The sequence below is a fragment of the Ferrimicrobium sp. genome (assembly GCF_027319265.1).
Taxonomy (GTDB): domain Bacteria; phylum Actinomycetota; class Acidimicrobiia; order Acidimicrobiales; family Acidimicrobiaceae; genus Ferrimicrobium.
The window spans coordinates 28,136-51,035 of the sequence record NZ_DAHVNP010000030.1; the positions used below are offsets into that span (position 1 = coordinate 28,136).

A 22,900-nucleotide genomic window follows, 5' to 3' on the forward strand; every position below is an offset into this window, starting at 1 on the left:
CTTAGCAGATCTGGTTCGACGATTTTCCCAAGCAACATGTTGTTCATCATGGTTATGAGAGCATGTGCAGTCGAACCCACGCCAGAAAAGCGAACAAATGTACTACTATGTCGATATGGAGCTGTTGCCTACCTCATCGTTGCTCGACGCGACCCCACATCAACCACCGACAACGTTACCGCTCAAGGCCGAGTACGCGACGTTGCTCCCAAAGGGTGGATTGCTGGCAGGCGCCGTTACCAGCGTCTGTGGAGCAGGGTCTTACACCGCCATGATTGAGATGCTCAGTGTCACCTCTCAAGCGGGTTACAACATCGCCCTTGCTGGCCTCCACGATCTTGGTGTGGTGGCGTTAGCACGCGCCGGTTGGGATCTTTCTCGTGTCCTATTGGTCGATCATGAATCTGAGATGAACCAGGTCATTGCTCTGCTTGTTGCAGCCTTTGATGTTGTCGTGTTGGATGTGGCCGTTCTCGACCGTTCTTGGCACCGACTCGTCGCGCGGGCTAGGGAGCGCAGAAGCGCACTGGTCATGCTTGATCGTATGGTGACGATCGAGCATGACCAGCTCCGACGATCTCTGCCTGGGGTGACGCTCGTCGTCGAGGAACTCGGTTGGGGTGTCCCAACGCCAGAGTGCCCCTTGGGGTCTCCCATCCTGCGTATTGCGGCAGAAGAGCATGGGCTCACGGTCGGTATGGCAACAACGGTGGCACAATGATGCTGACCACTCCTCGACGTGTGGTTGCTCTCGATCTCACTGGAATTTCGGCGCTGGCGCTCGACCTTACGGTAAGTGATTGCGCTGCAGTGGTGTACCGAGGTCAGATCGTGGAGGTAGCGGAGGCAGCCAAACACCATGGTGTTGTGGTCGGCATGCGTTCGTCGGAGGCGATGGCGCGCTGTCCCATGCTGGAGGTGCGAGAGCGTGATCAGTATCGGGAAGAGCAGTGGCTTGCACGATTGTTGCGGATGTTTGACGCCGTCTCTCCTCATTTTCGTCGCTACCGACATTCGTTCATAGCCCCATTGGGCTCGATGACTCGATACTTTGGGTCCGAACCACAGGTATTTGCGGCTATCGAGTCGGTTATTGCGTCGCTGACCCAGACCTACCCCCAGGTGCGCGCCACGCTTGGGGCGGCTGATTCTGTTTTTGTTGCGTTGGTAGCAGCACGCCTTGGGTGTCGCATACGTCCGGGGGAGTCGGTGTCGTTTGTGGGCGAGCGCAGAGTCACTGAACTCCTTCCAACGCCGGTGGCAGCGGTGTTGCGCGAGGTTGGGATGGAGCGAATTGCTGATTTTCAACGACTCGACGGCGCTGTGGTGGCGGCACGTTTTGGTGGCACTGGGCTGCGCTGGCATCGTCTCTGTCGCCTTGAAGCCGACCTTGTCGTCGGGGATGATGATCTCTCCGAGATCGTGATGTGCACCACGACTGTCTTCGATGGCGACACCACCGAACGGATCTCGTTCCGCCTGATGCGACCGCTCGATCGACTTGTCCACGCCGCCGAACAGAGTGGACTGGTACTTGTGAAGGCGAATATGGTCCTCGTCACGACGACGGGTGAGCTGACCAAGGTGGTGGAGGTACTTGATGGGGCAAGTACTACGGAACTGATCGCGCGACTTCGATGGTTCGAACAGGCGACGCGGTCGCGTCGTGATCCGTTGGTTGAGGTGCGTGTCGAACCATTGGGATGGTCTCCATTGCGTCGACGTCAGTTGACACTCGATCGCCAGGAGCTCAAGGAGTCGGCGATTCTTGCAACATTGACTCGCTTGACGACACTCTATGGCGACGCTAGTGTGCGCGTGCCGGTGCTGCAGGGTGGTCGCTCCCTAGGCGAGCAGGGTGTTTGGGTTCCTTGGAATGGCCGATGGCCATCTCCGATGCCCTCAGATGATACTGGGGCTCCGTGGCCAGGTCGTCTGCGCGGTGCTGCCCCGAGCCTGGTCTATCAACACCCCCGTGAGGTCGGCCTCTTTGATGTCGCTGGCGTTCCCGTGGGGGTGTACGGGGACGGAGTCATTCTTCCTCAACCCGCGGTGCTCGTTCGTGGCCGTGAGCAGCTCGTGATTTCGGCTTTTCATGGCCCTTGGGTCGTCGTTGAGCGCTGGTGGGAACACCGCCGTCGACGGTATGTGCGGCTGATGGTGATCACCCCCAAAGGGGTCAGTCTCGTGATTCGAGAGGCACAACGTTGGTGGCTCGAGGGGGAGTTTGCCTGACGCATGCCTCGCCACCGACAGCGACCGATCTGGCGCGTTCAAGACGTCGATAGTGTACGATCGGGGTATACGGCATCCGACCCTCCGGTGTCGGGTTACGCAGAACTCCATGCGCATAGCTACTTTAGCTTCCTCGACGGTGTCGTCTCACCCGAGGATCTTGTCGCCGCGGCGAGCCATGCAGGTCTCGCTGGGATTGCGCTGACCGACCACAACGGTCTCTACGGGGTCCCTCGCTTTTTGGCGGCTGCTCACTCCGTCGGGATTCAACCGATTATCGGGGCTGAAGTAACCCTCGGTAGAGCAGAGACGCGTACCGGCGCATTCGATCCACCCGGAGAGCATCTCGTGGTCCTTGCAGCCTCGATTGAGGGGTATCAAGCACTCTCTCGAACGCTTGCTGAAGGACATCTTCGGGGAGGATCGAAGGGCGTCTTTTCGTTGTCTCTCGATCAGTTGGCCGCCAACCAACCACGGGATGGCTGGATTGTATTAACTGGATGTCGTAAAGGTCCCCTCTCGCGTGCCTTCATGGAGGAAGGTCCCAACGCGACTCGACGTCGATTGAGTGAATTGGAGGAGCGTTTCGGCCGTGATGCGTTGGTGATTGAGATCCACGATCATGGCGATCCATTGGATGCGGTCCGAGCGGATTTCTTCGCCGCACTTGCGACTGAGCGGGCGTTACCGCTCGTCGGTACGCAAAATGTGCACGCTCTCGATGGCCATGGCCAGCGATTAGCGACGGTTGCGGCTGCGATCAGGTCAAACTCTCGGCTTGCGCAACTCGATGGATACCTGCCGAGTGCGGGGGTACCGCGACTGCGCACCCCCAAGGAGCAGCGACAACATTTTGGACGTTATCCGGGTGTCGTAGCCCAGACGTTGGAGGTGATGGAACGCTGTCGTTTCCCGCTGCAGCTCATCGCTCCGGGTCTGCCTCGCTCGCTTGCTCCTGCGGGTGCGACGGATAGCTCCTGGCTCCGCAACCTCACTTTTGAGCGAGCGCCACAGCGTTATGGAGTCGCGGGTGCTGAACGGGTTCCAGGAGCCTATCGTCAGCTCGGCTACGAGCTTGATATCATCGAGGCATTGGGTTTTGCTGGCTACTTCCTTGTGGTGACCGATCTGGTCGATTTCTGCCGCAGAGAAGGGATCTACTGCCAGGGTCGGGGATCGGCAGCGAACTCCGCCGTCTGTTACGCCCTCGGGATTACCAACGCTGACCCGGTCGCCCTTGGTCTGCTCTTTGAACGTTTTCTCTCTCCTGAGCGCGATGGTCCTCCGGATATCGATATCGATATCGAGAGCGGGCGACGCGAGGAGGTGTTGCAGTATGTCTTTCGTCGCTATGGCAGGGAACACGCCGCTCAAGTCGCCAGCCTGATCACCTACCGGGCTCGTTCGGTGCTCCGCGATAGCGCACGCGTCTACGGTGTGCCTACCACGCAGATCGACCGATGGTCTCGCCAGATCGAACGGCGCGGTTCACTGCGTGCTTCACTGGAGGCGCGCGATCATCGTGGACATCCGCTGCTGGAAGTTCCTACGGATATCGCTCAGATCGCACTCGGTCTCGAAGATGCACCCCGACACCTTGGTCTTCATGTGGGGGGGATGGTGATCTGTGATCGACCGATCATTGAGGTTTGTCCCGTTGAGTGGGCGCGTAAGGCAGAACGAAGTGTGCTGCAATGGGACAAGGACGACTGCGCACGGATGGGACTCGTCAAGTTCGATCTCCTTGGCCTCGGGATGCTGGGCGCGATCCATGAGATGGTCGACCTGGTCAAGGAGGCCTGGGGTGTTACCGTCGACATTGCACTTTTGCCTCAGGAAGAGCAGGTCTACGAGATGTTGCAGCACGCTGACTCGATCGGTCTTTTTCAGGTGGAGTCGCGGGCGCAGATGGCGACATTGCCACGGTTGAAGCCGACCTGTTTTTATGATCTTGTCGTCGAGGTCGCACTCATTCGCCCGGGACCAATCCAGGGAGGGTCGGTCCATCCCTACCTCCGACGCCGGAGCGGGGAGGAGGCGGTGACGTACGCGCATCCACTGCTCGAACGATCGCTCGCCAAGACCCTCGGGGTGCCACTCTTTCAAGAACAACTCATGCAGATGGCGATGGATGTTGCTGGGTTCTCGCCAGCACAGGCTGACGAACTGCGACAGGCGATGAGTTCTCGACGGTCAACGGAGCGCATGGAGCGACTCAAAAGGCGTCTTTTTGCTGGTATGGAGGCCAACGGGGTCGATGACCGGGCAAAGGAGGAGATCTACCAGAAGCTCTCTGCCTTTGCAAACTTTGGGTTCCCGGAGAGTCATGCTGCCTCCTTTGCCTACCTTGTCTATGTCAGTGCGTGGTTTAAACTCCATTACCCGGCAGCGTTGTATGCAGGTATCTTGCGTTCGCAGCCGATGGGGTTCTGGTCTCCGCAGACCTTGCTGCGTGACGCCACTCGTCATGGGGTTGAGATTATGCCTCCTGATGTCAACCACGGGTCAGCTATCACCACCTTGGAGGCTCATGACGGTGAGATCCGGCTTCGAGTGGGACTCAACACCATCCGTGGCATTGGAGACGAGAAGGCTCACGCCATCATCGGGGCCAGACCGTACGACGCTTGGCGGGCGCTTCTCGACCGCGTCGAACTCAACGAGTCTCAGCTGGTCAATCTCGCCAAAGCAGGGGCATTCGACAGCTTTGGTGAACATCGTCATACGGTGATCTGGCAGAGTGGTGAGGTGGTGCGGGATCGGGGGGGACTCTCGGGCATTGTGGCGATGGGCACACAACCTCCTTTCCCGCCCCTCGATGAGAAGGAGCGACAGCGCATGGAGTCTCATGCTCTAGGATTCGTGACCGATGGGCATCCACTGGAGTTGCTCCGCACCTCACTAGAACGATCCGGCGTTGTGCGCTCCGACCGACTAGGAGAGTTGGGCGATGGAACCAAGGTAACGGTGGCGGGCATCATTACCCATCGACAGCGTCCGGGTACGGCAAAGGGTGTCGTCTTCCTCAATCTTGAGGATGAGGCTGGATTAGTGAATGTTCTCCTACGCCCTGGCGTCTGGGTCCGTTTTCGCGAAGCAGCTCTTGCATCTGCTGTGCTCGTGACAGGGAGGTTGCAGTGCAACGGGGAGGTGCGGTCGGTGATCGCCTCCAAAGTGACACCTCTTGACGGCACTCCCGTATATGGAGCGCGTAATTTTCAATAACGGTAGCTCCGATAGGGATCGTGGCGCAGATCACGGCTACGACCTTAAGTGAGGTGGAACCAAAGGCGGATGAAGACGTGCTAGGGTAGTGGCCGATGCGATACCAGACGATCAGTATGTCATTAGTGGTCGCCTTGGGTGGTCTCGTACTGGCGAGTTGTGGAAGTCGGACGACAAGCCTGACGACACCGCTTGCCTCGGCCCCAGGGATTACCGCTTCGAGCGTGCTGTTTGCGAGCGAGGTCGACACCGATGGGGTATCTCATCAGTATGCCTCTGATGAGGTGGCTGGCATTCGTGCAGTCCTTCGACTTTTTGATGAACACCACGGTATTTATGGCCGCCAGTTGAGCGTTGTTGTGAAAGATGACGCGGGACAGACCGCGATTGCGGCTGACGAGACACGGTATTTGAGCATGACGGTTGGCGCTTTTGCCCTGATAGGTGATAGTCCCTCTTCGGTGCTGAATCCTATCTCGGCCCAGGCCTCGAATTCGGGCATCCTTCAGCTCTATCCGATTGGACAGGCGACGGGGGCGAATACCGTCAATACCGTTCCTCCGATCACTACCTCCGCCTCGAATCTTGGGACGCTTTTGAACTATCTCGATTTAGCTAATGGGGCTATCGCCGTCCTCTCGCCAACCGGTATCCCAACGATCGCTCGTGATCTTGGCGTCAAGACGGCACCGGAACAGCTCACCTATACCACGAGTGGACAAGTGCAAGGGCTGACGCAGCTCACCAAAACGGTCCCGGACCTCGTGATAAGCTTTGCTCCAGCGCCGGTGACGATCAAACTGCTCGCAGAGCTCAGCAGCTTGAATGAGGCGCCGACGGTGATCGCCGTCGAGAACTCTACATCACGTCAACGGTTGCGTGCCGGAGCACCAACGTTTCATGGCGATCTCCTCCGCCTTGGAACTTGGGTGCCTCAAGGAGCCCTTGATGCGGCATGGAGTGGGTATCTGACCAGGGTCGATCATCTCCTCGGCCCAGAAGTCCCCCTAAACTCTGCGACTCTCAACGGTATCTACAGCGCCACGATGTCGGTAGAACTTCTCCGTTCAGTCGGACTCAATCCAAGTCGCCGTGCGATATTGACGAGCTTGGCTCAACACCGCTTCAGCCCGGCCATACCAGCCTTGGGCCCGTGGAGCGCGACTTCGGGATTTCAAGGAGGCGTGTTGACGGGAACTGCGCACCCCGTATACGTTGATGGCGCCCGAGTAACGCTGACACCGCCGAGCATGGCATCACCCCCGAGCTTCTAGGCCGGCGGTTTGCCTGATCCTCTGAGTCGACCTGAGTGGTGCTAGAGTCGGTGCAGGCGTGAGAGAAGGAGGCGATGATGGCGTGGGACTTTGCTACTGAACCCGCATTTGCAGCGCAACTGGCATGGATCGAGCAGTTGGTCCGAGACGAGATTTTCCCGCTCGAAACACTCGATCTTGCTACTCCAAGACTAAAGCAGATCATCAAACCTTTGCAGGAGCAGGTGAAGGAGCGTGGACTTTTTGCTGCTCATCTACCGCCAAGCCTTGGTGGTCAAGGTTTTGGTCAGGTCAAACTCGGACTGATGAATGAGATTCTGGGGATGTCACCAATTGCCCCGCTCGTCTTTGGCAACAACGCTCCCGACTCGGGAAATGCTGAACTTCTCGCTCTTGGTATCGAGGCAAACGGTGCCGAGTTCCAACGCGAGCGCTATCTTGAACCCCTCTTACGCGGTGAACTCGCGAGCGGGTTTTCGATGACTGAGCCCGATGCAGGTGCCGACCCGACGCGCATTAGCGCGACGGCGTTGAGGGACGGTGATGAGTGGGTCATCAACGGGCATAAGTGGTATACCACGAATGGATCGGTGGCAGATTTTCTCATTGTGATGGTCCGGACGATTCCTGATGTACCTGCTCGCCAGGGCATGTCGATGTTACTCGTCCCGAAGGGGACGCCCGGGGTACGTGTGGTGCGCGATATACCCACGATGGAAGATCCTGTCGTGCGCCCAGGCTCCTACGGCAATCACGCGGAGATTATTTACGAGGATGTTCGTGTGCCCCTTGATCATCTCATTGGACATGAAGGGATGGGATTCGCCCTCGCTCAGAGTCGGCTCGGTCCTGGTCGGATCCACCACTGCATGCGATGGCTTGGGCAGTCACGCCGGGCCTTTGCGATGATGTGTGAGCGAGCTGTCTCCAGGGAGGTTTTTGGCGAGCCACTCGCTGCCAAACAGACGGTGCAAAACTGGATCGCCGATTCGGCTGCTGAGATGTCGGCTGCTCGTTTAATGACCCTGCAGGCGGCGTGGTTAATCGATCTGAAGGGACAGAAGGCAGCCCGCAAGGAGATCTCGATGATCAAGTACTTTGGGGCCCAGGTACTCTACAACGTGATCGATCGCGCGATCCAAGTCCACGGTGGTCTAGGGTTCTCCTCCGACCTTCCGCTGGAACAGATGTACCGTGCCGCACGGGCAGCCCGCATCTATGATGGTCCCGATGAGGTGCACCGCATGACGGTCGCTCGCCAGATACTGCGTGATTACGAGCCTGTCGAAGAACCCACTGAACTCATCGCCACCCGGCGCGCGGCGGCCAAAGAACACTTTGCGGCCCAGCTTGAGCTGTTAAGCATCGACCGTTGAGCGAGTAGGGCGATCGCATTCGGTCCTGTCGTTTGCCTTTGGCAGTTAGCCTATTGAGAGCACAAGATGTGAGATCGATGGAGGAGATGTGTCGAGAGACCCGCGGACGATTGTGAGCGTTCATGCCCACCCCGATGATGAAGCATCCAAGGGTGCTGCTACCATCGCGAAGTACGCCCAGCTGGGTGTTCGTGCGGTGCTGGTCACCGCCACTGGCGGCGAGGAGGGCGAGTACCTGAATCCAGCCTTTAAGGAGCGGGACCCAGGCGAGTTGCCAGAGCTGAGGATGAAGGAGCTGGCACGGTCTGCTGAGATCATCGGCTATGAGCAGGTTGAACTGCTCGGTTTTCGTGACTCAGGCATGCCTGGTAGTGAGGCCAATGGCCATGTGAACTGCTTTGGTGCGGTCTCACTGGAGACGGCGGTGCGGCCTCTGGTCGCAATTCTTCGACGGGAGCGGCCTCAGGTGATGATCAGTTATGGAGAACGACAGGACGGGTATCCGCATCCCGATCACCTGCGTGTCTACGAGGTAGCAAAGGTCGCCCGTGATTGGGCGGGTGATCCAGACTTCGCCCCTGAACTCGGACCGGCACACCGGGTCGCAAAGTGGTATTGGTCGCTTTGGGTGCGTGCTCGTTTCGAGGCGCTGGGCAAGGCTATCGCTGCGAAGGGGATCGAGCTTCCTTTCCGTATGACAGAACGTGCGGGTGATGATGATCTTGTGACCACTCGTATCGACGTGAGAGAGACCATCGGTGTGGGTCCTCGGGCCTTGCTGGCCCATGAGACCCAGGTGGATCCGAATTCGCCATTCTGGTTTGCGCTCTCCCCTGAGGAACTCGCTGATGTCTATCCCTACGAGGAGTACCATCTTGTCGGCGCGCCGGAAGGCTATAGTGAGCAGGACCTCTTTGCTGGATTAGAGGGGGACTGAGATGGCTGCATGGCTCTCAGAGGGATGGATTGCGGATACTCTCGAGCTTGGCGCAGTGATGCCGTATCAGGCAGGGGTATCGGCGACGCTTCAGTACTTCCTGACCGATACCCACGGCACCGAGTACGCCTACTACTGGACGATTCGAGATGGCCAGCTCGCCGCCGCCGGACTCGGTGAACACGTCGCTCCTGATGTGGAACTCTCCGTCTCGCTCGAGGATGCACGTAGCATGCAGACGGGTTTGACGGATGCAACGAGCGCGTTTATGGAGGGCAAGTTACGGGTTGACGGAGATCTCGATCTGCTGATGACGTTACTCCCGATCACCGGTTCGAACGAGTATCAGGAACTCGAGCGCGAACTTGCCCGCCGTACGGATTTCGACCGCATCGGATCCTAGTTGCTCGATCCTTGGCTGGTCCTTACACTTGTCGATGCGACGATCGAAGAGACTAGCGGGATCGACTCGTCACCGTGGGAAAAATCCTCTGGCGAGTGGGTGACTGAGCGGGATGTCGCCATCGAGTCCATGATGAAGGCGCGGCTTGAGCCTCTCATCCCTGGGTGTCGAATCCTTGGGGAGGAGTGGGCAACGCGCGATCGCATGTGGCCCAGTTGGATCGGGCATGGGCCGGTATGGGTGATCGACCCAATCGATGGTACCGCGAACTATGTGACTGGTGTGGGACCAATCGCTACCATGGTGGGCCTTGTGATGGATGGGTCGCCATCTCTGAGCTGCATTCGGCTGCATAATGGCCCAGCACTCATCGCTGACTCGTCGAGCGTGATGGTTGTTGATCAACCGAGTCAATCCGCAGCGCGACGGGCACGAAGTCGAGGAATGGTCTCCTCGCGATTTCTACCCAGCGCTGTCGCCGAACGGTTCGTGGGTGCGTTGAGCGACGACTTCGATATCCTCGAGGGTTCTGGTTGTGCAGGGAGCGACTATCTCGAGCTGGTGAGCGGTACCGTCGACTTTCTCATCTATGAACGGGTTTTACCGTGGGATCACGTCCCGGGAGCTTACGCCGCGACCGTCTGGGGCGCTTCGGCACGCATGGGGGACGGCTCCCTCTATCAGGCGCAGCCGGAAGGGGTTGGCCTGGTCGTCAGCCGGGAAGAGGCCCTCACGCAGCGCTTGTTGGGGCTCCGACGAGCGGCACTCCGGGCGGAGCCATACGGGCAAGGTTGCCCGAGTCACAATGTCGTCGATGACTCCTGAGGGCGTCCTATCGACGTCGGTATCGTCATCGATGGAGCGCTATGACCGTGCCGATCATCACTGGTGAAAGTTTTTGCTCCAGGGTTCGCTTGTGATGGGTGCTCCCAACCTCTGTCATGAGGCCAGCTCAGGTGGTGTGGTGTAGGTACGGTTCTGTCTTGCGATACCCGTCTTGGGTGATAGCGAACTTGGCGAGGAGCCGGGTGAGTTTGGTGGTCTCTTGCGGTAGCTCTTCTGGGTCAATGAGAAGGATCGTCCTCGTCCCGTAGGTTTGGAGCTCGGGGGTATCGGTACCAAAAGTCACTGATACTTCCGTGACGCCGACGGTCTGGGTGCCAAGTTCACCCTCCAAGAAGTTGAGAAGTCGTGTGAACGAGGTGATCTCGTCGCGGGGGGTCACAAGGATCCTGTCGATGGTCCTAATCCCGCGCTGACGAGCCAATGTATAGGCATCATAGCCGAGATGATTTTCGTCGCACGCCGGGGTCAGGCGGAGGGGAATGCAGAACTCTTCGGCCAGACCGAAGAGGACATCAGCAAGATCGGCTCTGGGCCAGATGGAGTCCTGAAGGACCGCCAGGTGCGAGACGCTGATGCCCCAGAGGATGGCGCGCTCAAGTTGGGCGCGCAACTCATGGTAAACCTCTACTGCGTCGGCATGTTCAAGCAGGTCTTCGACGGTCGTAGGGAACGTTCCATCGCCTCCCATGAGTGTCGGTGCATAGGTGAGCGGACGATAGCCAAGGATCGGGTGAGGCGATGTCAGCACGAGCTCTACGCCAAGATCCTCACCCCGGTAACGCTTGACCACTTCGCGAGCCCAGGCGCCGACGACGTTGAGCCGTCCGCTGGTGGCAAAACCACTCTTCATTGCGAGGAACCCGGCTGAGGTCGTCGCCTCAGTCACGCCGAGACTATCGGCAACCAGAATGAGTCGTTTGGCCACCGAAGGGCTCTCCTTTAGTCGTTGGGAGTGACGGTGGAGTGGTTGGCGTTTTCAGCGATTGCAAGTCCAGCCGTTGGGCGAAAGTCCTCAAGTTTGGCGATTGAGGCGTTCTTTTTGCCCTCAGGGTGCACAGGCTTGCCAAAGGCCTTGTCAACCAATTCAGCGACGTCGGCACCGGAGATCGTTTCGCGTTCGAGGAGTGCATTTGCGACGTTGACGAGGCCCGGGAGATGGGTCTTGAGTATCTTCGAAGCTCGCTCCTCTTGCTCACGGAGGATGCGCTCCACCTCCTCATCCACCAGCCTGGCGGTTCGATCGGAGTAGTCCGATGAGTGCAGCAGGTCTTCACCTAGGAAGACGACGTTTTGCGAGCCCCAAGCCATCGGGCCGATCCGTTCGCTCATGCCCCATTCGCGCACCATCCTTCGCGCGAGTTCGGTATTTCCTTGAAGATCATTGCTCGCACCCGTGGAGAGGTCCCCGTACACCAGGAGTTCTGCAACACGTCCACCCATACGAACAACCAGCGAGTCCTCAATGTACTCTTTCGGGTACAGATGGCGCTCCTCAAGCGGTAGCTGTTGAGTTACACCCAGTGCCATGCCGGTTGGGAGGATCGTCACCTTGTGTACAGGATCCGAGTACTGGAGTACGTAGGCGAGCACTGCATGCCCACCTTCGTGAAAGGCGACACGTTCTTTCTCTTCGTCTGAGAGGATGGTCGACTCTCGCCGCTGTCCCATGAGGACGCGATCACGCGAATACTCGAAGTCTTCCATGTCGATCTCGGAAGAGCTGCGGCGGACCGCACTCAAAGCCGCCTCATTGACGAGATTGGCAAGATCAGCACCGCTCATACCTGGGGTGCCGCGCGCGACGACGGTCAGGTCGACATCGTCGGCGAGCTTCTTGGATCGGGTATGTACCTCAAGAATTGCTGTCCGCTCGTCGAGGTCGGGGAGTGGCACCACCACCTGCCGGTCGAAGCGACCAGGGCGTAACAGTGCGGGATCGAGAATATCAGGACGGTTGGTTGCCGCCATCACGACGATCCCCTCCGCTGGGTCGAAGCCGTCCATCTCGGAGAGCATCTGATTCAAGGTCTGTTCACGCTCGTCGTGCCCTCCCCCGAGGCCGGTGCCGCGCTTACGACCGATGGAGTCAATCTCATCGATGAAGATAATAGAGGGCGCTTGCTTGCGGGCGGTTTGGAAGAGGTCGCGAACGCGGCTAGCCCCGACACCTACGAACATCTCCATAAAATCTGAGCCACTGACGGACATAAACGGCACACCAGCCTCACCGGCCACGGCCCTTGCGAGCAGTGTCTTGCCAGTGCCAGGAGGTCCAACAAGCAGGATGCCCTTGGGGATACGTGCGCCGAGGTTGGTGAAACGAGTGGGGTCGCTGAGAAACTCGACGATCTCCTTCACCTCTCCCTTCACTCCTTGATAGCCAGCGATGTCATCAAAGGTCGTGCGCGGGCGTTCAGGAGAGTAGACGCGCGCCTTTGACCGTCCGATCGACATAATCCCCGACATCGAACCCTGGGTCCGGCGGCTGATGAATATCCACACGAGGGCGAAGCCGCCGATCAGGATCGCATACTCAATGATGGTGCCAAGAATGCTGGGAGTTGTTGTCTGGAAGTTGTAGCTGACACCAGCCTTCTTCAGCGCAGTGATCTCGCTCTGAAAGGCGGGGAGTGGCCCATAGAGGCTGTAACTCTTGCCGTTTGTCAAGGTACCCGTAATCTGCCCAGACGAGTTGTCAATCAGGGCAGTTTTGATGTGATGGGAACTCACATTCGAGAGAAACTGACTGTAGGTCAGTGTCTTGGCGGTCGGTCCATGATTGAAAAGAGACACGAGAAGAACGACGACCACGAGCCCGATCAGGAGCCCAAAGGTTATTCGCGCACGGCGATCGTTGCCTTGTTGTTGACCGCTGTTACCGGGTCGCATATTTTGAGGAGTGCGGCTCATTGCTACTATGCTAGGCGGTTTGGCGCCAATTGAGAAACCTAGTGCGCCAAGTCTCGTAGTGCATGTCGGTGGCTATTCCTCAGGTTGAGACACCCGAGAGTCTTTGGCGTGGCAGCTTCGGTGGAATGCGTGAGGAAGGAGCGATGCGTGGAGGTGACAAAGGGTCGACCAGCTCCACTCTGGTTTCCTCCGGTCGTCCTCGGCTTGGCGTTGGTGTCGAGCACGATTTTTCTCTCAATTGGAATCTCGGTCTCCCACTTCTCAGGACCGGCTACTCTCTCTCGCCTGACCCCATTCTTGTTGCTCATGGACGAAGTTGGGCTGTGGGTCTTCTTTGTGGGTGGCGCGGCTTTCGCCGCGCATACCTACTGGCGTGAGCCCTTTTTGGCGTTGATTGGATGGCATTTTCGACCACTCATTGACCTGCCGGTTGGGGTGGTTGCTGGTGTCGTCTCCCAGTTGGTGATCGTCCCCCTGCTCTACTTGCCCTTTGAGGCGATCAATCCCTCACTCTCACGGTCCCTATCGAAGCCTGCACAGTCCATCGTTGGCATTGGTCATGGCGATGGGCTCATCGTGATCGCCTTTGTGCTGGTGATTGGGGCACCCGTGTGTGAGGAGATTTTTTTTCGTGGACTCACCTTGGCGGTACTCCGTGACCGGTTGGGGCGATTTGGACCAGTGCTTCGGGCAACGCTGGCCATCCTGGGTAGCGCCTTACTTTTTGCACTTGCGCACTTCGAACCATTGCAGTTCGCTGGCCTCTTTGCCGTCGGCTGTGTGTTCGGAGGCCTCATGTGGCGGACGAAGCGACTCGGTACGTCGATCATCGCCCATGCAACCTTCAACCTGGTGGCACTGCTTGCGCTCGTGCACGTACATTGATGCGCTCGTGCACGAGCGCAGATGTCATGCGTCAGGTTGATCACGGTCACTGAACCTGGCCCCACGCCAGCACGAGCGTGGGAAGCGAAACAAACGAAGTTGGGTCTGGGTCAACGCCGGTCATGGCTGCGAGATAGCGTCCCGCCAGCGATTCACCCAGACCCACTGGGGTGAAAGCGGCGATGCTGGGCTCGTTGACTCCCACATTCGTGAGCAGTTCGTACAGGCGCAGGCCGATGTCTGGGTTCGCTATCTCGTCGGTACCAACGCTGAGCGGGTGACCCTCGACTCTTCCGGTTGACGTAATCGGCTCCATCAAGACGAGATGGCCACCTGGTCGCACCCAGTGTCGCATCCTCTCTACGGCTGCGAGAGGTGCTGGGAGGTTGAGGAGTAGGAAGCGGCTAAATATCACATCAACCTCGGTCGGTAGTGTGAGCTCGTTCACCTCCTGGACGAGAGTCGTGACGGTGCAGTGCACCTTTGTGTGCTCGTTAAACGGTGGGTCGAAAACGGTTGGATCATGGTCAATGGCGTAGAGGATGGTGTCGGAGGGGAGCGCTTGGGCAACGTCGAAGGTGACACCTGCATCACCGCATCCCACATCGGCGACCAGGTGCGGGTTCAAGCTCACGAGGAGATCGAGCAGATGATCGGTGGCTTGCGCGTAGGGGTCGCTACTGTCATCACCGGTATTTGTCTCCATACAATTGGATTTTGTCGGTATAAGGTGGCGATCTCCCACATTTCTACGCTAGCGTTATGGGTCGTGAATGCAACGTTAATACTCTGCGATTCTGCGCAGGTCAGTGAAGGTAAGCTCTTTCTCCTCGGCGGCGGGTGGTCGGTGACCGGCCCAGGCATGTCGCCGATGGCGATTGCGATGAAGGTTGATGTTGGGTGGAGCGAGGCTCCTGAGGCACATCACTGGGAGTTGTTTCTACAGGATAATGATGGCGGTGCCATCACGGTGGAGACACCAGAGGGTCCACAGCCGGTTGAAGTGCGGGGTGATTTTCAGATCGGAACACCGCAAGGGGTACCTCTGGGCAGTGACATACCGGTCAATCTTGCCATCAACCTTGGTCCACTGCCGCTACCACCAGGTGGTCGCTATCGCTGGGTACTGACCATCGATGGTGAATCCCAGCCGGACTGGAACGCAACCTTCTCCACGATGGCGCTTCCACAGGGCGACGTTGCTGAAGGCGGGGAGCCAAGTGAGGCCCCGCGTCCAATCTCTGAGGACTAACCCTCCATGGGCGTGAGTGACCGACCCTTTGGTCGAGCGTTCGAAGATTTCGTCGTCGGTGATGTCTATCGGCATTGGCCTGGCAAGACCATCACCGAGGCGGACGACCATCTCTTTTGTATGATCACCATGAATCATCACCCCCTGCATACCGATGCGTACTTTGCTGAGCACTCGACGGTGCACCGAAGGAATGTTGTCGTGGGGAACCTTGTCTACTCGATTGTCTTGGGAATGAGCGTTCCGGATATCTCCGGTTCTGCTATCGCGAACCTCGAAGTTGAGTCGCTAATTCATCGTAAACCCACCTTCCACGGCGATACGATCTATGCCCAGTCGCGGGTGCTCGCGGCTGAACCCTCAAAATCGAAGCCTGATCGCGGTATCGTGACGGTCGAGACCTTTGGCTATAACCAGGATGGAGACGAGGTGGTGTACTTCCGTCGCAAGGTGATGGTTTGGCGCAAGGATTCGGTGCCCGTGCGTAAATTCCCCTACTCTGAACCTCGTTAGGGCGCTGGTCGTCTCGTCGGACGGTCTTGGCTAGTCGCCATCGCTTCCGGCATTGCGCCTCCTTGAGTATGGCAGAATTCCATTATTTTCTCAAGGTTTGAGGGCGCGAGACGATGTTGTTCTGAGAGGAGATGAGCCGCTGACCTAGACCTCCCCCTCTCTGTCACGTGGCCTCTCCTCTCTCACAACGCACCGGTATTGACGAACGTGATCTTGGCCGGCAATCGTAGGGTTGCGACACTCGGGTTTTGGGATGAGACGGCTGTTGGCATGTTCCCTGCAGTTGGACCGATGCTCGTGAAGCGCGTGTACTCATGCACCTTGCAGGTCTGTCCTGAGCTTGGTGGCGATGAAGAAATTCTCGCTTGCGTGCAGCAGGTCTTTGAGGCTTAGCAAGCTCGGAACATCGTGAGCTCTTTGTGGCTCATGATCTTTGTAACCCATTAGCAAGGCATCCCATACATCTGGTCGACGCCAGGGTCGCCATTGGAAGAGGAGTCCTTCGAATTGCTCTACCTTTCGGCCCTTTGCGAGAAGGGTCCTGACGGCAGTCCACCCTCCTCTGTCGTGTATCGATGCTGTTGTTGAGAAGGGGGCTCCTTTGAAGGAAATCTTTGTGTCATTGGCGAGATGAGGGGCGGTTGGACGCCCTACGAAGCAACTCCGCACCAAACACTTGCCATACTGAACAACTCCCGGTACAGTCTTTAGCGATGATCAACCGGCAATATTGGCCTGGTGTCCGAGTGTAACCGTGTCCTTCGATGCCAGCCAGTAGACCGATAGATGGCGGGTGTCATCTCTTTGCCCCCAGAACATGACGGGGGGTGCAATATCCATCGTGGGAACGGTGTCGTGGAATGAGTGTGCCATAACCTTGTCATGTCATGTCCATCGGGATTCTCCGCAGAAGGGTGCTCACTCGGATGCGATTGCGAACGAGAGGTGATGTCGATCGAGAGGGCGGGTCGACGAGATTGGTGAGTGGTGGCAGTAACACACGGCGCCATCTGGACATAAGAGATAGAGAACCTAATGACCACGTAGGGGGTATCGATGATAGAGGAGCGGAAGGAACGTTTTGACGCGTTGTACCGCTCAACACGAGCCAAAATACTTGCCTACGCGCTGCGACGCGTCCCTTCAACTGAAGACGCCGCGGATGTCTTGGCGGAGACATTCACCGTGGCTTGGCGAAGATTGGAGCAGGCCCCTGCTGGCGACGCGGCACTCCTGTGGCTCTATGGCATAGCTCACAATGTCGTTCGCAACAACGGTCGCAGTCGTAGGCGGCGTTCGCAGCTCGTGGGGCGGATTGCGCAGCAGGTGCCTGAAACCGCATGGTGGGACGTCGCACGTGACGAAGAGCGTCTGGTCGCCCTGATGTGCTTAGCGAGACTCCCTCAGGATGACCGAGAAGTACTGATGTTGGTGGCCTGGGAAGGACTTGCACCGTCGGCGGTTGCTACGGTACTGGAGTGCTCTGCTGGGGCAGCGAGGGCGCGGATTCATCGTGCTCGTCGTCGTCTTGAACTGGCGATCCATGCGGCGGAGGCGGAGGATAACCATCGAGTCGATGTCAGTACAAATGGATTAGGAAAACCTGAAGCAGATCTATTCACCAATGATACCAGAGGAGACAAACCACAATGAAAGTGTTCTTGAGTCAGCTTGATCCGGTCGATGAATGGGCCGTCGAAGCAGCCGTTACGCACCCCGTCTTTGCGGAATTATTCGGAGCCATTATCGGGGATGAAGAGATCGAGGCGGTGGCCGAACCTCTCCAAAGCAGCCCTTCCTCCTCTGGGCGGCCGTCGCGTCGGCGCACAGTCGTGTTCGTGGTGGTTCTGATACTCGTTGGTGGCTTTGTGGGTATTCGAGGTCTTGGTGGTGCTCGTGTACTCACCCATCCCATTACCACTGGCTGGCACGAGGCCCAGGCACTCGACTCGGGGAGCTCCGGTCGTAATGGGAGTTGGCAACTTGTCGATGCGGTCATGAGTGGGACCTGGCAACAGAACGAGGATGGACCACCGCCGGGGTACCTCACCTGCGCGACTCCTGGGCGATGCTACGTGATGGCGGGTAACTACTCGTCCGCTGCTTTTGGATCGCCACTGCTCTCCGAGTCGCTTTACGTCACGATCGACCAGGGTGCGAACTGGGCAGTTCTTCCTATGCCCACAGGGTTTGCCGCTACGACGGCGCTGTCCTGTTCGGGAGCGGGCTGGTGCGCAGCCGGTGGAACCTATCACGGGCAACCGATCCTGCTCTCGACGACAGACGGAGGACATTCTTTTACGATGACACCAGTGCCGAGCGGGCTGGGCACGATCGATGTCCTCGCGTGTCCATCGCTCGGAGCCTGTGACGCACTTGTTGCGACATCAACTGGACAAAATGATGGTCCAATAGGAGCTACATTTCTTGCTATGACCGGTGGGGGAGCGAAATTTGTGGATCACCCGATCCTGGCAGGGGATTCGATGGTCGCACTTGCCTGCGTCTCCTCCACACGCTGTACGGTGGTTGGAGCGACGAGCCGAACACGCGGCTCTCTGCTCCCCACTGGGGTGGCGGCGTTGACAAACAATGGTGGTAAGACGTGGACGCCGGGGAGTATCCCTATTGGGTTTGGCATCCAAAGGATGTCTTCGCCTCTGGTCTGTACCGATGCGACCCACTGTGTTCTTGGTGGAGAGATTCCCATTCGCGATGCGAATACCTGCGCCGGGATACCCACCGTTGGACCATCGCTTACTTCGTTTTCGCTCGCACCATCGGTACGAGCAATCTCTCGTACTGAGTCACGGATCGCCGAAGACTGGGCGACCCAAAGCGGGAGCTTTCAGGGCGCAAGAACCTGTACGAATGCCAGAACCAGCGTAGTGAGCGCGTTTGCGACAAGTACGGATGGTGGCTTGACCTGGAACCCGCAGTCCTTGCCCTCCGACGTACCTAGCCCGCAAATCGATGGGCTCGCCTGCTCCTCGACGACTGCGTGCTGGGCATCGGGATCGGAGTCGGTGCCCCAAAAGATCGCTAAGGTCACTGACTTTGGCTCCTCTGTCCTCTTAGGAACGGTCAATGGGGGTCAGAGTTGGTCAAAGGTGATCTTTCATGTACCCGCAAGCGCACCGAATCCACAGGGGCAGTCGTACCAGAGTATCGGAGCCGTCAGTTGCCCAACGAGTAGTCTCTGTCTGGCCGCAGGGGTGGCGGCCCAGGGCGCCAGCGTCAGTCCAATCTATCGTTTGGTTATTCCGCACTACCAACCTCTGGGGTTGGGATGATCCGGGCGTTGCCGGCAATCGCCATGTGTACTCGATGTTTGGTCCCTAGAGCGCGGGCGGGGGAGACTGCTGGATCGGCGGAGGAGAGGAGTGCGTTGCACGACCGGATCCACAACGGCGATTCCAAGCATTCCTCACCTGGGCCAGCTGGCGCACGGCAAGAGGCGTGAATGCTGACCCGAGGCAGAGAGACTGTGCCGATTGGCCTGCGTCACGGAGGGTCTTACACCCAGCGTCGATGCATCTCTCAGCACACGAAGAAGACTCAGCACACGAAGAAGACTCAGGACGCAGAACCGGATGAAACCCAGCGGGCACCCGCTGGTGGCTAGCTCGAGGTGCCTTCCAGCGCGAACGTCGGAACGAGATGGGTAGGTACGACCCGGTGGGACCGTCCCTGACACACTTGCGGTCACTCCACCGGTAGGCTCGGGCGAGACCCAGCGATGGAGCGTGCGTTCACACGCCTCTCGGAAGGGTGCCTATCGTTAGGTTCTTGGTGTCCCTTGCGGCCGATGCTGGGGGGCGATCTCGGAGAGCCGAGGATTCGTCTGATCACGGGTTGAGACGACGGGGTCTGAGATGCGCCAAGCGTCTTGGAAGCGTGGGTCGTCCCAGCGGATGCCGAGTTCGTCGGAGGGGTTGTAGTAGCTGTCCACAAGGTACGTCAAGGTGATATCGGTGAGCGTCGCGAATCCGTGAGCAACTCCAGGAGGGATAAAGACCCCGATAGGGTTCGTCTCTCCCATCTCTAGATTCATCAGGCGGTCATAGGTTGTGGAGGAGGCACGCAGGTCGTAGAGGAGAACCTGTGCGACACCGTCGACGATGTACCAGTAGTCGGCTTGGTGGAGGTGGTAATGAAACCCCACCAGTGATCCAGCAATCTTGTCCGAACGCGAACTCTGTACCATCTCGCGACCGAGTGGGAACCATGAGCGACGGTAGGTCTCCTGGAAAGTACCACGGGCATCTGAATGGGACTCAGGTTGGATGATGATGACGTCTTGAATCGCGTCGTTGGAATCTTGCTTTGTCATTTGCAACCGCCGTTTCTTTGCGCTCTGTTGACGGTCAGGCTATCAGCCGGCGATGGCCTGGCACGCATTTGCTGAGGCCGTCGTGTTTGTGTCGATCCGACTCAGGTGGCAGTGAGACCGAGATCCTTGAGTATGAGACCGAGATCGTGACTATTGGATGCGTTGGCGAGTGCGGTCTCGGCAGTGATTTTCCCCTCGGTAACCAGCTGGGCGAGCGCCTGATCGAAGGTCATCATCCCGTAGAAGGCTCCCTCAGCAACGATGGTCTTTAGATCGGTCGCGCGGTCAGGCTCAAGGATGGCCTGCTTGACCCTCCCATTGGTGACAAGAATCTCGCAAGCAGCCACCAGCGTAGTGCCAGCGACTGCGTCGACAAGGCGTTGTGAGATGACGCCCGCCAGGATGTCCGCAAGGGAGACCCGAGCCTGTTGTTGCTGATAGGGCGGGAAGAAGTCGATGATACGAGAGATCGTCTCCGCAACACCGAGCGTATGGAGTGTTGACAGCACAAGATGCCCGGTCTCAGCCGCTTGCATGGCCGCCTCGACGGTCTCGAGATCCCGCATCTCTCCTACCAAGATCACGTCGGGATCCTGGCGCAGGGAAGCCCGCAATGCGGACGCGAAGGTGCGAGTATCAAAGCCGATCTCGCGTTGGTTGATAAAGGACAGCTGGTCGCGGTGGGTGAACTCGATTGGATCCTCAAGGGTGATGATGTGCTTGGCCTGCGTCACGTTGATAGCGTTCACGATGGCGGCGAGCGTGGATGATTTGCCCGACCCGGTCGGTCCTGTGACGAGGATGAGGCCGCGTTCGATAGCCGCAAGGTTGGCGATTGAGGCGGGGAGACCGAGATCGGTGTAGGAAGGAGCCTCTGGCTTGACGGAGCGAAAGGCAAACCCGACCGCCCGCCCGAAGACAAAGCAGTTCACACGGTAGCGACGGCCGTGGGTATCGACATAGGCAAAGTCTGTCTCACCAGTCTTCTTGAAGCTCGCTGCCGCCGTCTCGGGCAGGATCGTCTCCATCATCGCCGAGAGGTCACCTGCCGTCGGAACGGGCAGGCTAGTAAGCGTTTGGAGCCGACCACTGATACGAACGCGAACGTGGGCGTCGGCTTTGATATGCAGGTCCGATCCACCTTGTTCGCGGAGGGTGTCTAGATAGCGCTCCAAAAGAGGGTGATAGGTCATACTGGACAATCTTCGACCTATTGGACCGATTGCTGAAGGTGTACCTAAATCCGCACAACTGCGGCTATTTTCGCGACGTCTATACTGGAGGAGAAGCGTCGTCTCTCACCGTCGAGGTGTCCCATGGAAGTAGTAATCGTCTTTGTAGTTGCGTTTATCGGCTTGGCGGTTGTAGCGCGGATTGGGCTATCGAATGCGACCCGCGAGCGTCGTTCCATGTCTGGTCATCGCCAGACGCTTGCGACCATCTCAAAGGTGGCTGAAGCACCAGTTGCTGATCGAGATGTTCGCACCTTCAAGGTCGAACCTCTTCGCCCGGTGCGCCTGGATCTCTCCAAACTCGATGATCTCACCGATCCCGACCTCATTCGCATCACCTCTCCGCTCGCGAGTGATGACGAACCACCGCTTGTAGAGGACCCTGCTGCAGATGAAGACTACGACACGGCTCGTTTGCGAACTCACTCATCAAGCGAGGGCGATGCTACGGTTGTCCATGACGCCTCTCTTGAGCCCGACGATCGTGAAGACCTGACCTCCGCTCAAGAGCGTGAGACTATCGATTCAGGGCTCGTCTTTGGCGATGAAGGCCTCATCGGTGCAGCCCCCGGGGAGTCGGAGCTGACGGCTGAGCTTATTGCTGCGGGAGAGGTGGATCCATCGCTGCTCACGCAGTCCATGGCAACGGTAGAGGCACCGATAGGCCGAGACGAAGTCGATGGCAAGGGTCCGGCAGATGAGCAGGACTCGACAGGGGAGTTTGGAGCTCGAGGTCAGCACCGTGTCTATTCCAGTGGGCGTAGGGGCGTTCCGTTGTCAGCGATGGCAGTAGGCGCCGGGGCGATTGCGGTGCTGCTCGGCGTAGGCTTCTTCGTGCTTGGTAGGAATACCTCGGCTACCGTCGTTCAACCCTCGAGTACGAACCGGACGCAGACCACTACACCCTCAAAGACCTCGTCCACCGGCTCTCATCCGGCATCATCGACCAAAAAGAAGACGGGTAGTGGCGGGTCATCCTCGACGACCAAACAAGCGAAATCAACGACGGGCGGCAACGGATCCTCAGGGAATTCCTCGTCGGCGACGCCGACGAGCTACACACCGGTGAGCTCTAATGCAAGTTACGCTACCTACGACATACCTGGAGGCGCTAAGACGATCGTCGTCGGCGCAAGCCAACCGTGCTGGGTCGCGGACTCTGATTCTGCGAACGGTGCTCTCCTGTGGGACGAGACGTTGCCAGCGGGTGGATCATATACGATCTCCTCGACGGCCCCGTCGTTGTGGATTAAAGTTGGCAACGCACATGAATTCCAGATGCAGGTCAATGGTGTTCCGGTCTCATTCTCGGCACCGCCGGGGGTCTACGCTTTTAACTTAGTGGCGACCTCTGGCCAGTCGCCAGCGTAATTGGTGCCAAGACCGGGGTTCCCTGGGCGTCATGCCTGCGAAGCCGTCTGCGCGGATGGAGAGAGCGCCGGGAGAGCCAGCATGCACCGGGAAAGCCCGTAGGTGTGT

Annotated in this window: 21 protein-coding genes; 15 read left to right on the forward strand and 6 right to left on the reverse strand. The window is 58.3% G+C overall.

Translation table 11 applies throughout. The annotated features are described in order from the left end of the window. Positions 1–97: 97 nt before the first annotated feature. The 8 genes from M7439_RS04085 to M7439_RS04120 all read left to right on the forward strand — a co-directional run bounded on the left by M7439_RS04085 (position 98) and on the right by M7439_RS04120 (position 10,275). Positions 98–721: a hypothetical protein gene (locus tag M7439_RS04085; protein ID WP_298345281.1), complete on the forward strand. Its 624-nt coding sequence runs from the start codon at positions 98–100 to the stop codon at positions 719–721. Next, positions 718–2,235, forward strand: coding sequence for a hypothetical protein (locus M7439_RS04090; RefSeq protein ID WP_298345278.1), 1,518 nt, complete (start codon positions 718–720; stop codon positions 2,233–2,235). Before M7439_RS04085 ends, M7439_RS04090 begins: the two co-directional genes overlap by 4 nt. Before the next feature lie 3 nt (positions 2,236–2,238). Further along, positions 2,239–5,460, forward strand: coding sequence for an error-prone DNA polymerase (locus M7439_RS04095; protein WP_298345275.1), 3,222 nt, complete (start codon positions 2,239–2,241; stop codon positions 5,458–5,460). Positions 5,461–5,576: 116 nt separating this feature from the next. After that, entirely contained in the window at positions 5,577–6,734 is a 1,158-nt protein-coding gene (locus M7439_RS04100) for an ABC transporter substrate-binding protein (protein ID WP_298345273.1), read from the forward strand. A 77-nt stretch (positions 6,735–6,811) separates the two neighbouring features. Beyond that, on the forward strand, positions 6,812–8,110 hold the full coding sequence (locus tag M7439_RS04105; RefSeq protein WP_298345270.1) for an acyl-CoA dehydrogenase family protein: 1,299 nt from the start codon (positions 6,812–6,814) through the stop codon (positions 8,108–8,110). Between the two features lie 88 nt (positions 8,111–8,198). After that, positions 8,199–9,047, forward strand: coding sequence for a PIG-L family deacetylase (locus tag M7439_RS04110; protein WP_298345269.1), 849 nt, complete (start codon positions 8,199–8,201; stop codon positions 9,045–9,047). Position 9,048: 1 nt separating this feature from the next. After that, the gene (locus M7439_RS04115) at positions 9,049–9,450 is read left to right on the forward strand and encodes an SCP2 sterol-binding domain-containing protein (protein ID WP_298345267.1); all 402 of its coding nucleotides are present in this window, start codon (positions 9,049–9,051) and stop codon (positions 9,448–9,450) included. After that, on the forward strand, positions 9,451–10,275 hold the full coding sequence (locus M7439_RS04120) for an inositol monophosphatase family protein (RefSeq protein ID WP_298345265.1): 825 nt from the start codon (positions 9,451–9,453) through the stop codon (positions 10,273–10,275). Between the two features lie 127 nt (positions 10,276–10,402). Here the strand turns inward: M7439_RS04120 and M7439_RS04125 are convergent, their stop codons facing one another. Together M7439_RS04125 and ftsH are read right to left on the reverse strand one after the other, a co-directional pair. Next, positions 10,403–11,221 carry a ChbG/HpnK family deacetylase gene (locus M7439_RS04125; protein WP_298345262.1) on the reverse strand — a complete coding sequence of 273 codons (819 nt, stop codon included), beginning with the start codon at positions 11,219–11,221 and terminating at the stop codon, positions 10,403–10,405. 14 nt (positions 11,222–11,235) lie between these two features. Beyond that, positions 11,236–13,206, reverse strand: a complete 1,971-nt coding sequence (gene ftsH, locus M7439_RS04130; RefSeq protein ID WP_298345258.1) for an ATP-dependent zinc metalloprotease FtsH — start codon at positions 13,204–13,206, stop codon at positions 11,236–11,238. Positions 13,207–13,353: 147 nt separating this feature from the next. On the opposite strand from ftsH, the gene M7439_RS04135 reads away from it, so the two are divergent. Beyond that, entirely contained in the window at positions 13,354–14,091 is a 738-nt protein-coding gene (locus M7439_RS04135; protein ID WP_298345255.1) for a CPBP family intramembrane glutamic endopeptidase, read from the forward strand. Positions 14,092–14,137: 46 nt separating this feature from the next. Here the strand turns inward: M7439_RS04135 and M7439_RS04140 are convergent, their stop codons facing one another. Next, positions 14,138–14,797 (reverse strand): class I SAM-dependent methyltransferase, encoded by a 660-nt coding sequence (locus M7439_RS04140; protein ID WP_298345252.1) that lies wholly within the window; start codon positions 14,795–14,797, stop codon positions 14,138–14,140. 63 nt (positions 14,798–14,860) lie between these two features. Between M7439_RS04140 and M7439_RS04145 the strand changes: the two genes are divergently transcribed. From M7439_RS04145 to M7439_RS04155, 3 genes are all read left to right on the forward strand, one after another. Then, on the forward strand, positions 14,861–15,343 hold the full coding sequence (locus M7439_RS04145) for a hypothetical protein (protein WP_298345249.1): 483 nt from the start codon (positions 14,861–14,863) through the stop codon (positions 15,341–15,343). 6 nt (positions 15,344–15,349) lie between these two features. After that, positions 15,350–15,856 carry a MaoC family dehydratase gene (locus tag M7439_RS04150; protein WP_298345247.1) on the forward strand — a complete coding sequence of 169 codons (507 nt, stop codon included), beginning with the start codon at positions 15,350–15,352 and terminating at the stop codon, positions 15,854–15,856. 198 nt (positions 15,857–16,054) lie between these two features. Continuing rightward, positions 16,055–16,249, forward strand: coding sequence for a hypothetical protein (locus M7439_RS04155; RefSeq protein WP_298345245.1), 195 nt, complete (start codon positions 16,055–16,057; stop codon positions 16,247–16,249). A gap of 324 nt (positions 16,250–16,573) precedes the next feature. Here M7439_RS04155 and M7439_RS04160 read toward each other — a convergent pair whose 3' ends face one another. After that, positions 16,574–16,729 (reverse strand): hypothetical protein, encoded by a 156-nt coding sequence (locus M7439_RS04160; protein ID WP_298345242.1) that lies wholly within the window; start codon positions 16,727–16,729, stop codon positions 16,574–16,576. A gap of 183 nt (positions 16,730–16,912) precedes the next feature. Between M7439_RS04160 and M7439_RS04165 the strand changes: the two genes are divergently transcribed. Both M7439_RS04165 and M7439_RS04170 read left to right on the forward strand, forming a co-directional pair. Further along, positions 16,913–17,509 carry an RNA polymerase sigma factor gene (locus M7439_RS04165; protein WP_298345239.1) on the forward strand — a complete coding sequence of 199 codons (597 nt, stop codon included), beginning with the start codon at positions 16,913–16,915 and terminating at the stop codon, positions 17,507–17,509. Further along, positions 17,506–19,149, forward strand: coding sequence for a hypothetical protein (locus M7439_RS04170; protein ID WP_298345236.1), 1,644 nt, complete (start codon positions 17,506–17,508; stop codon positions 19,147–19,149). Before M7439_RS04165 ends, M7439_RS04170 begins: the two co-directional genes overlap by 4 nt. A 488-nt stretch (positions 19,150–19,637) precedes the next feature. Here the strand turns inward: M7439_RS04170 and M7439_RS04175 are convergent, their stop codons facing one another. After that, positions 19,638–20,189, reverse strand: coding sequence for a dTDP-4-dehydrorhamnose 3,5-epimerase family protein (locus tag M7439_RS04175; protein ID WP_298345233.1), 552 nt, complete (start codon positions 20,187–20,189; stop codon positions 19,638–19,640). Between the two features lie 101 nt (positions 20,190–20,290). Next, positions 20,291–21,382 (reverse strand): type IV pilus twitching motility protein PilT, encoded by a 1,092-nt coding sequence (locus M7439_RS04180; RefSeq protein WP_298345230.1) that lies wholly within the window; start codon positions 21,380–21,382, stop codon positions 20,291–20,293. Positions 21,383–21,505: 123 nt separating this feature from the next. Between M7439_RS04180 and M7439_RS04185 the strand changes: the two genes are divergently transcribed. Then, complete coding sequence (locus M7439_RS04185) at positions 21,506–22,792, forward strand: DUF4115 domain-containing protein (protein WP_298345227.1); 1,287 nt, start codon at positions 21,506–21,508, stop codon at positions 22,790–22,792. The last annotated feature ends 108 nt before the right edge of the window (positions 22,793–22,900 follow it).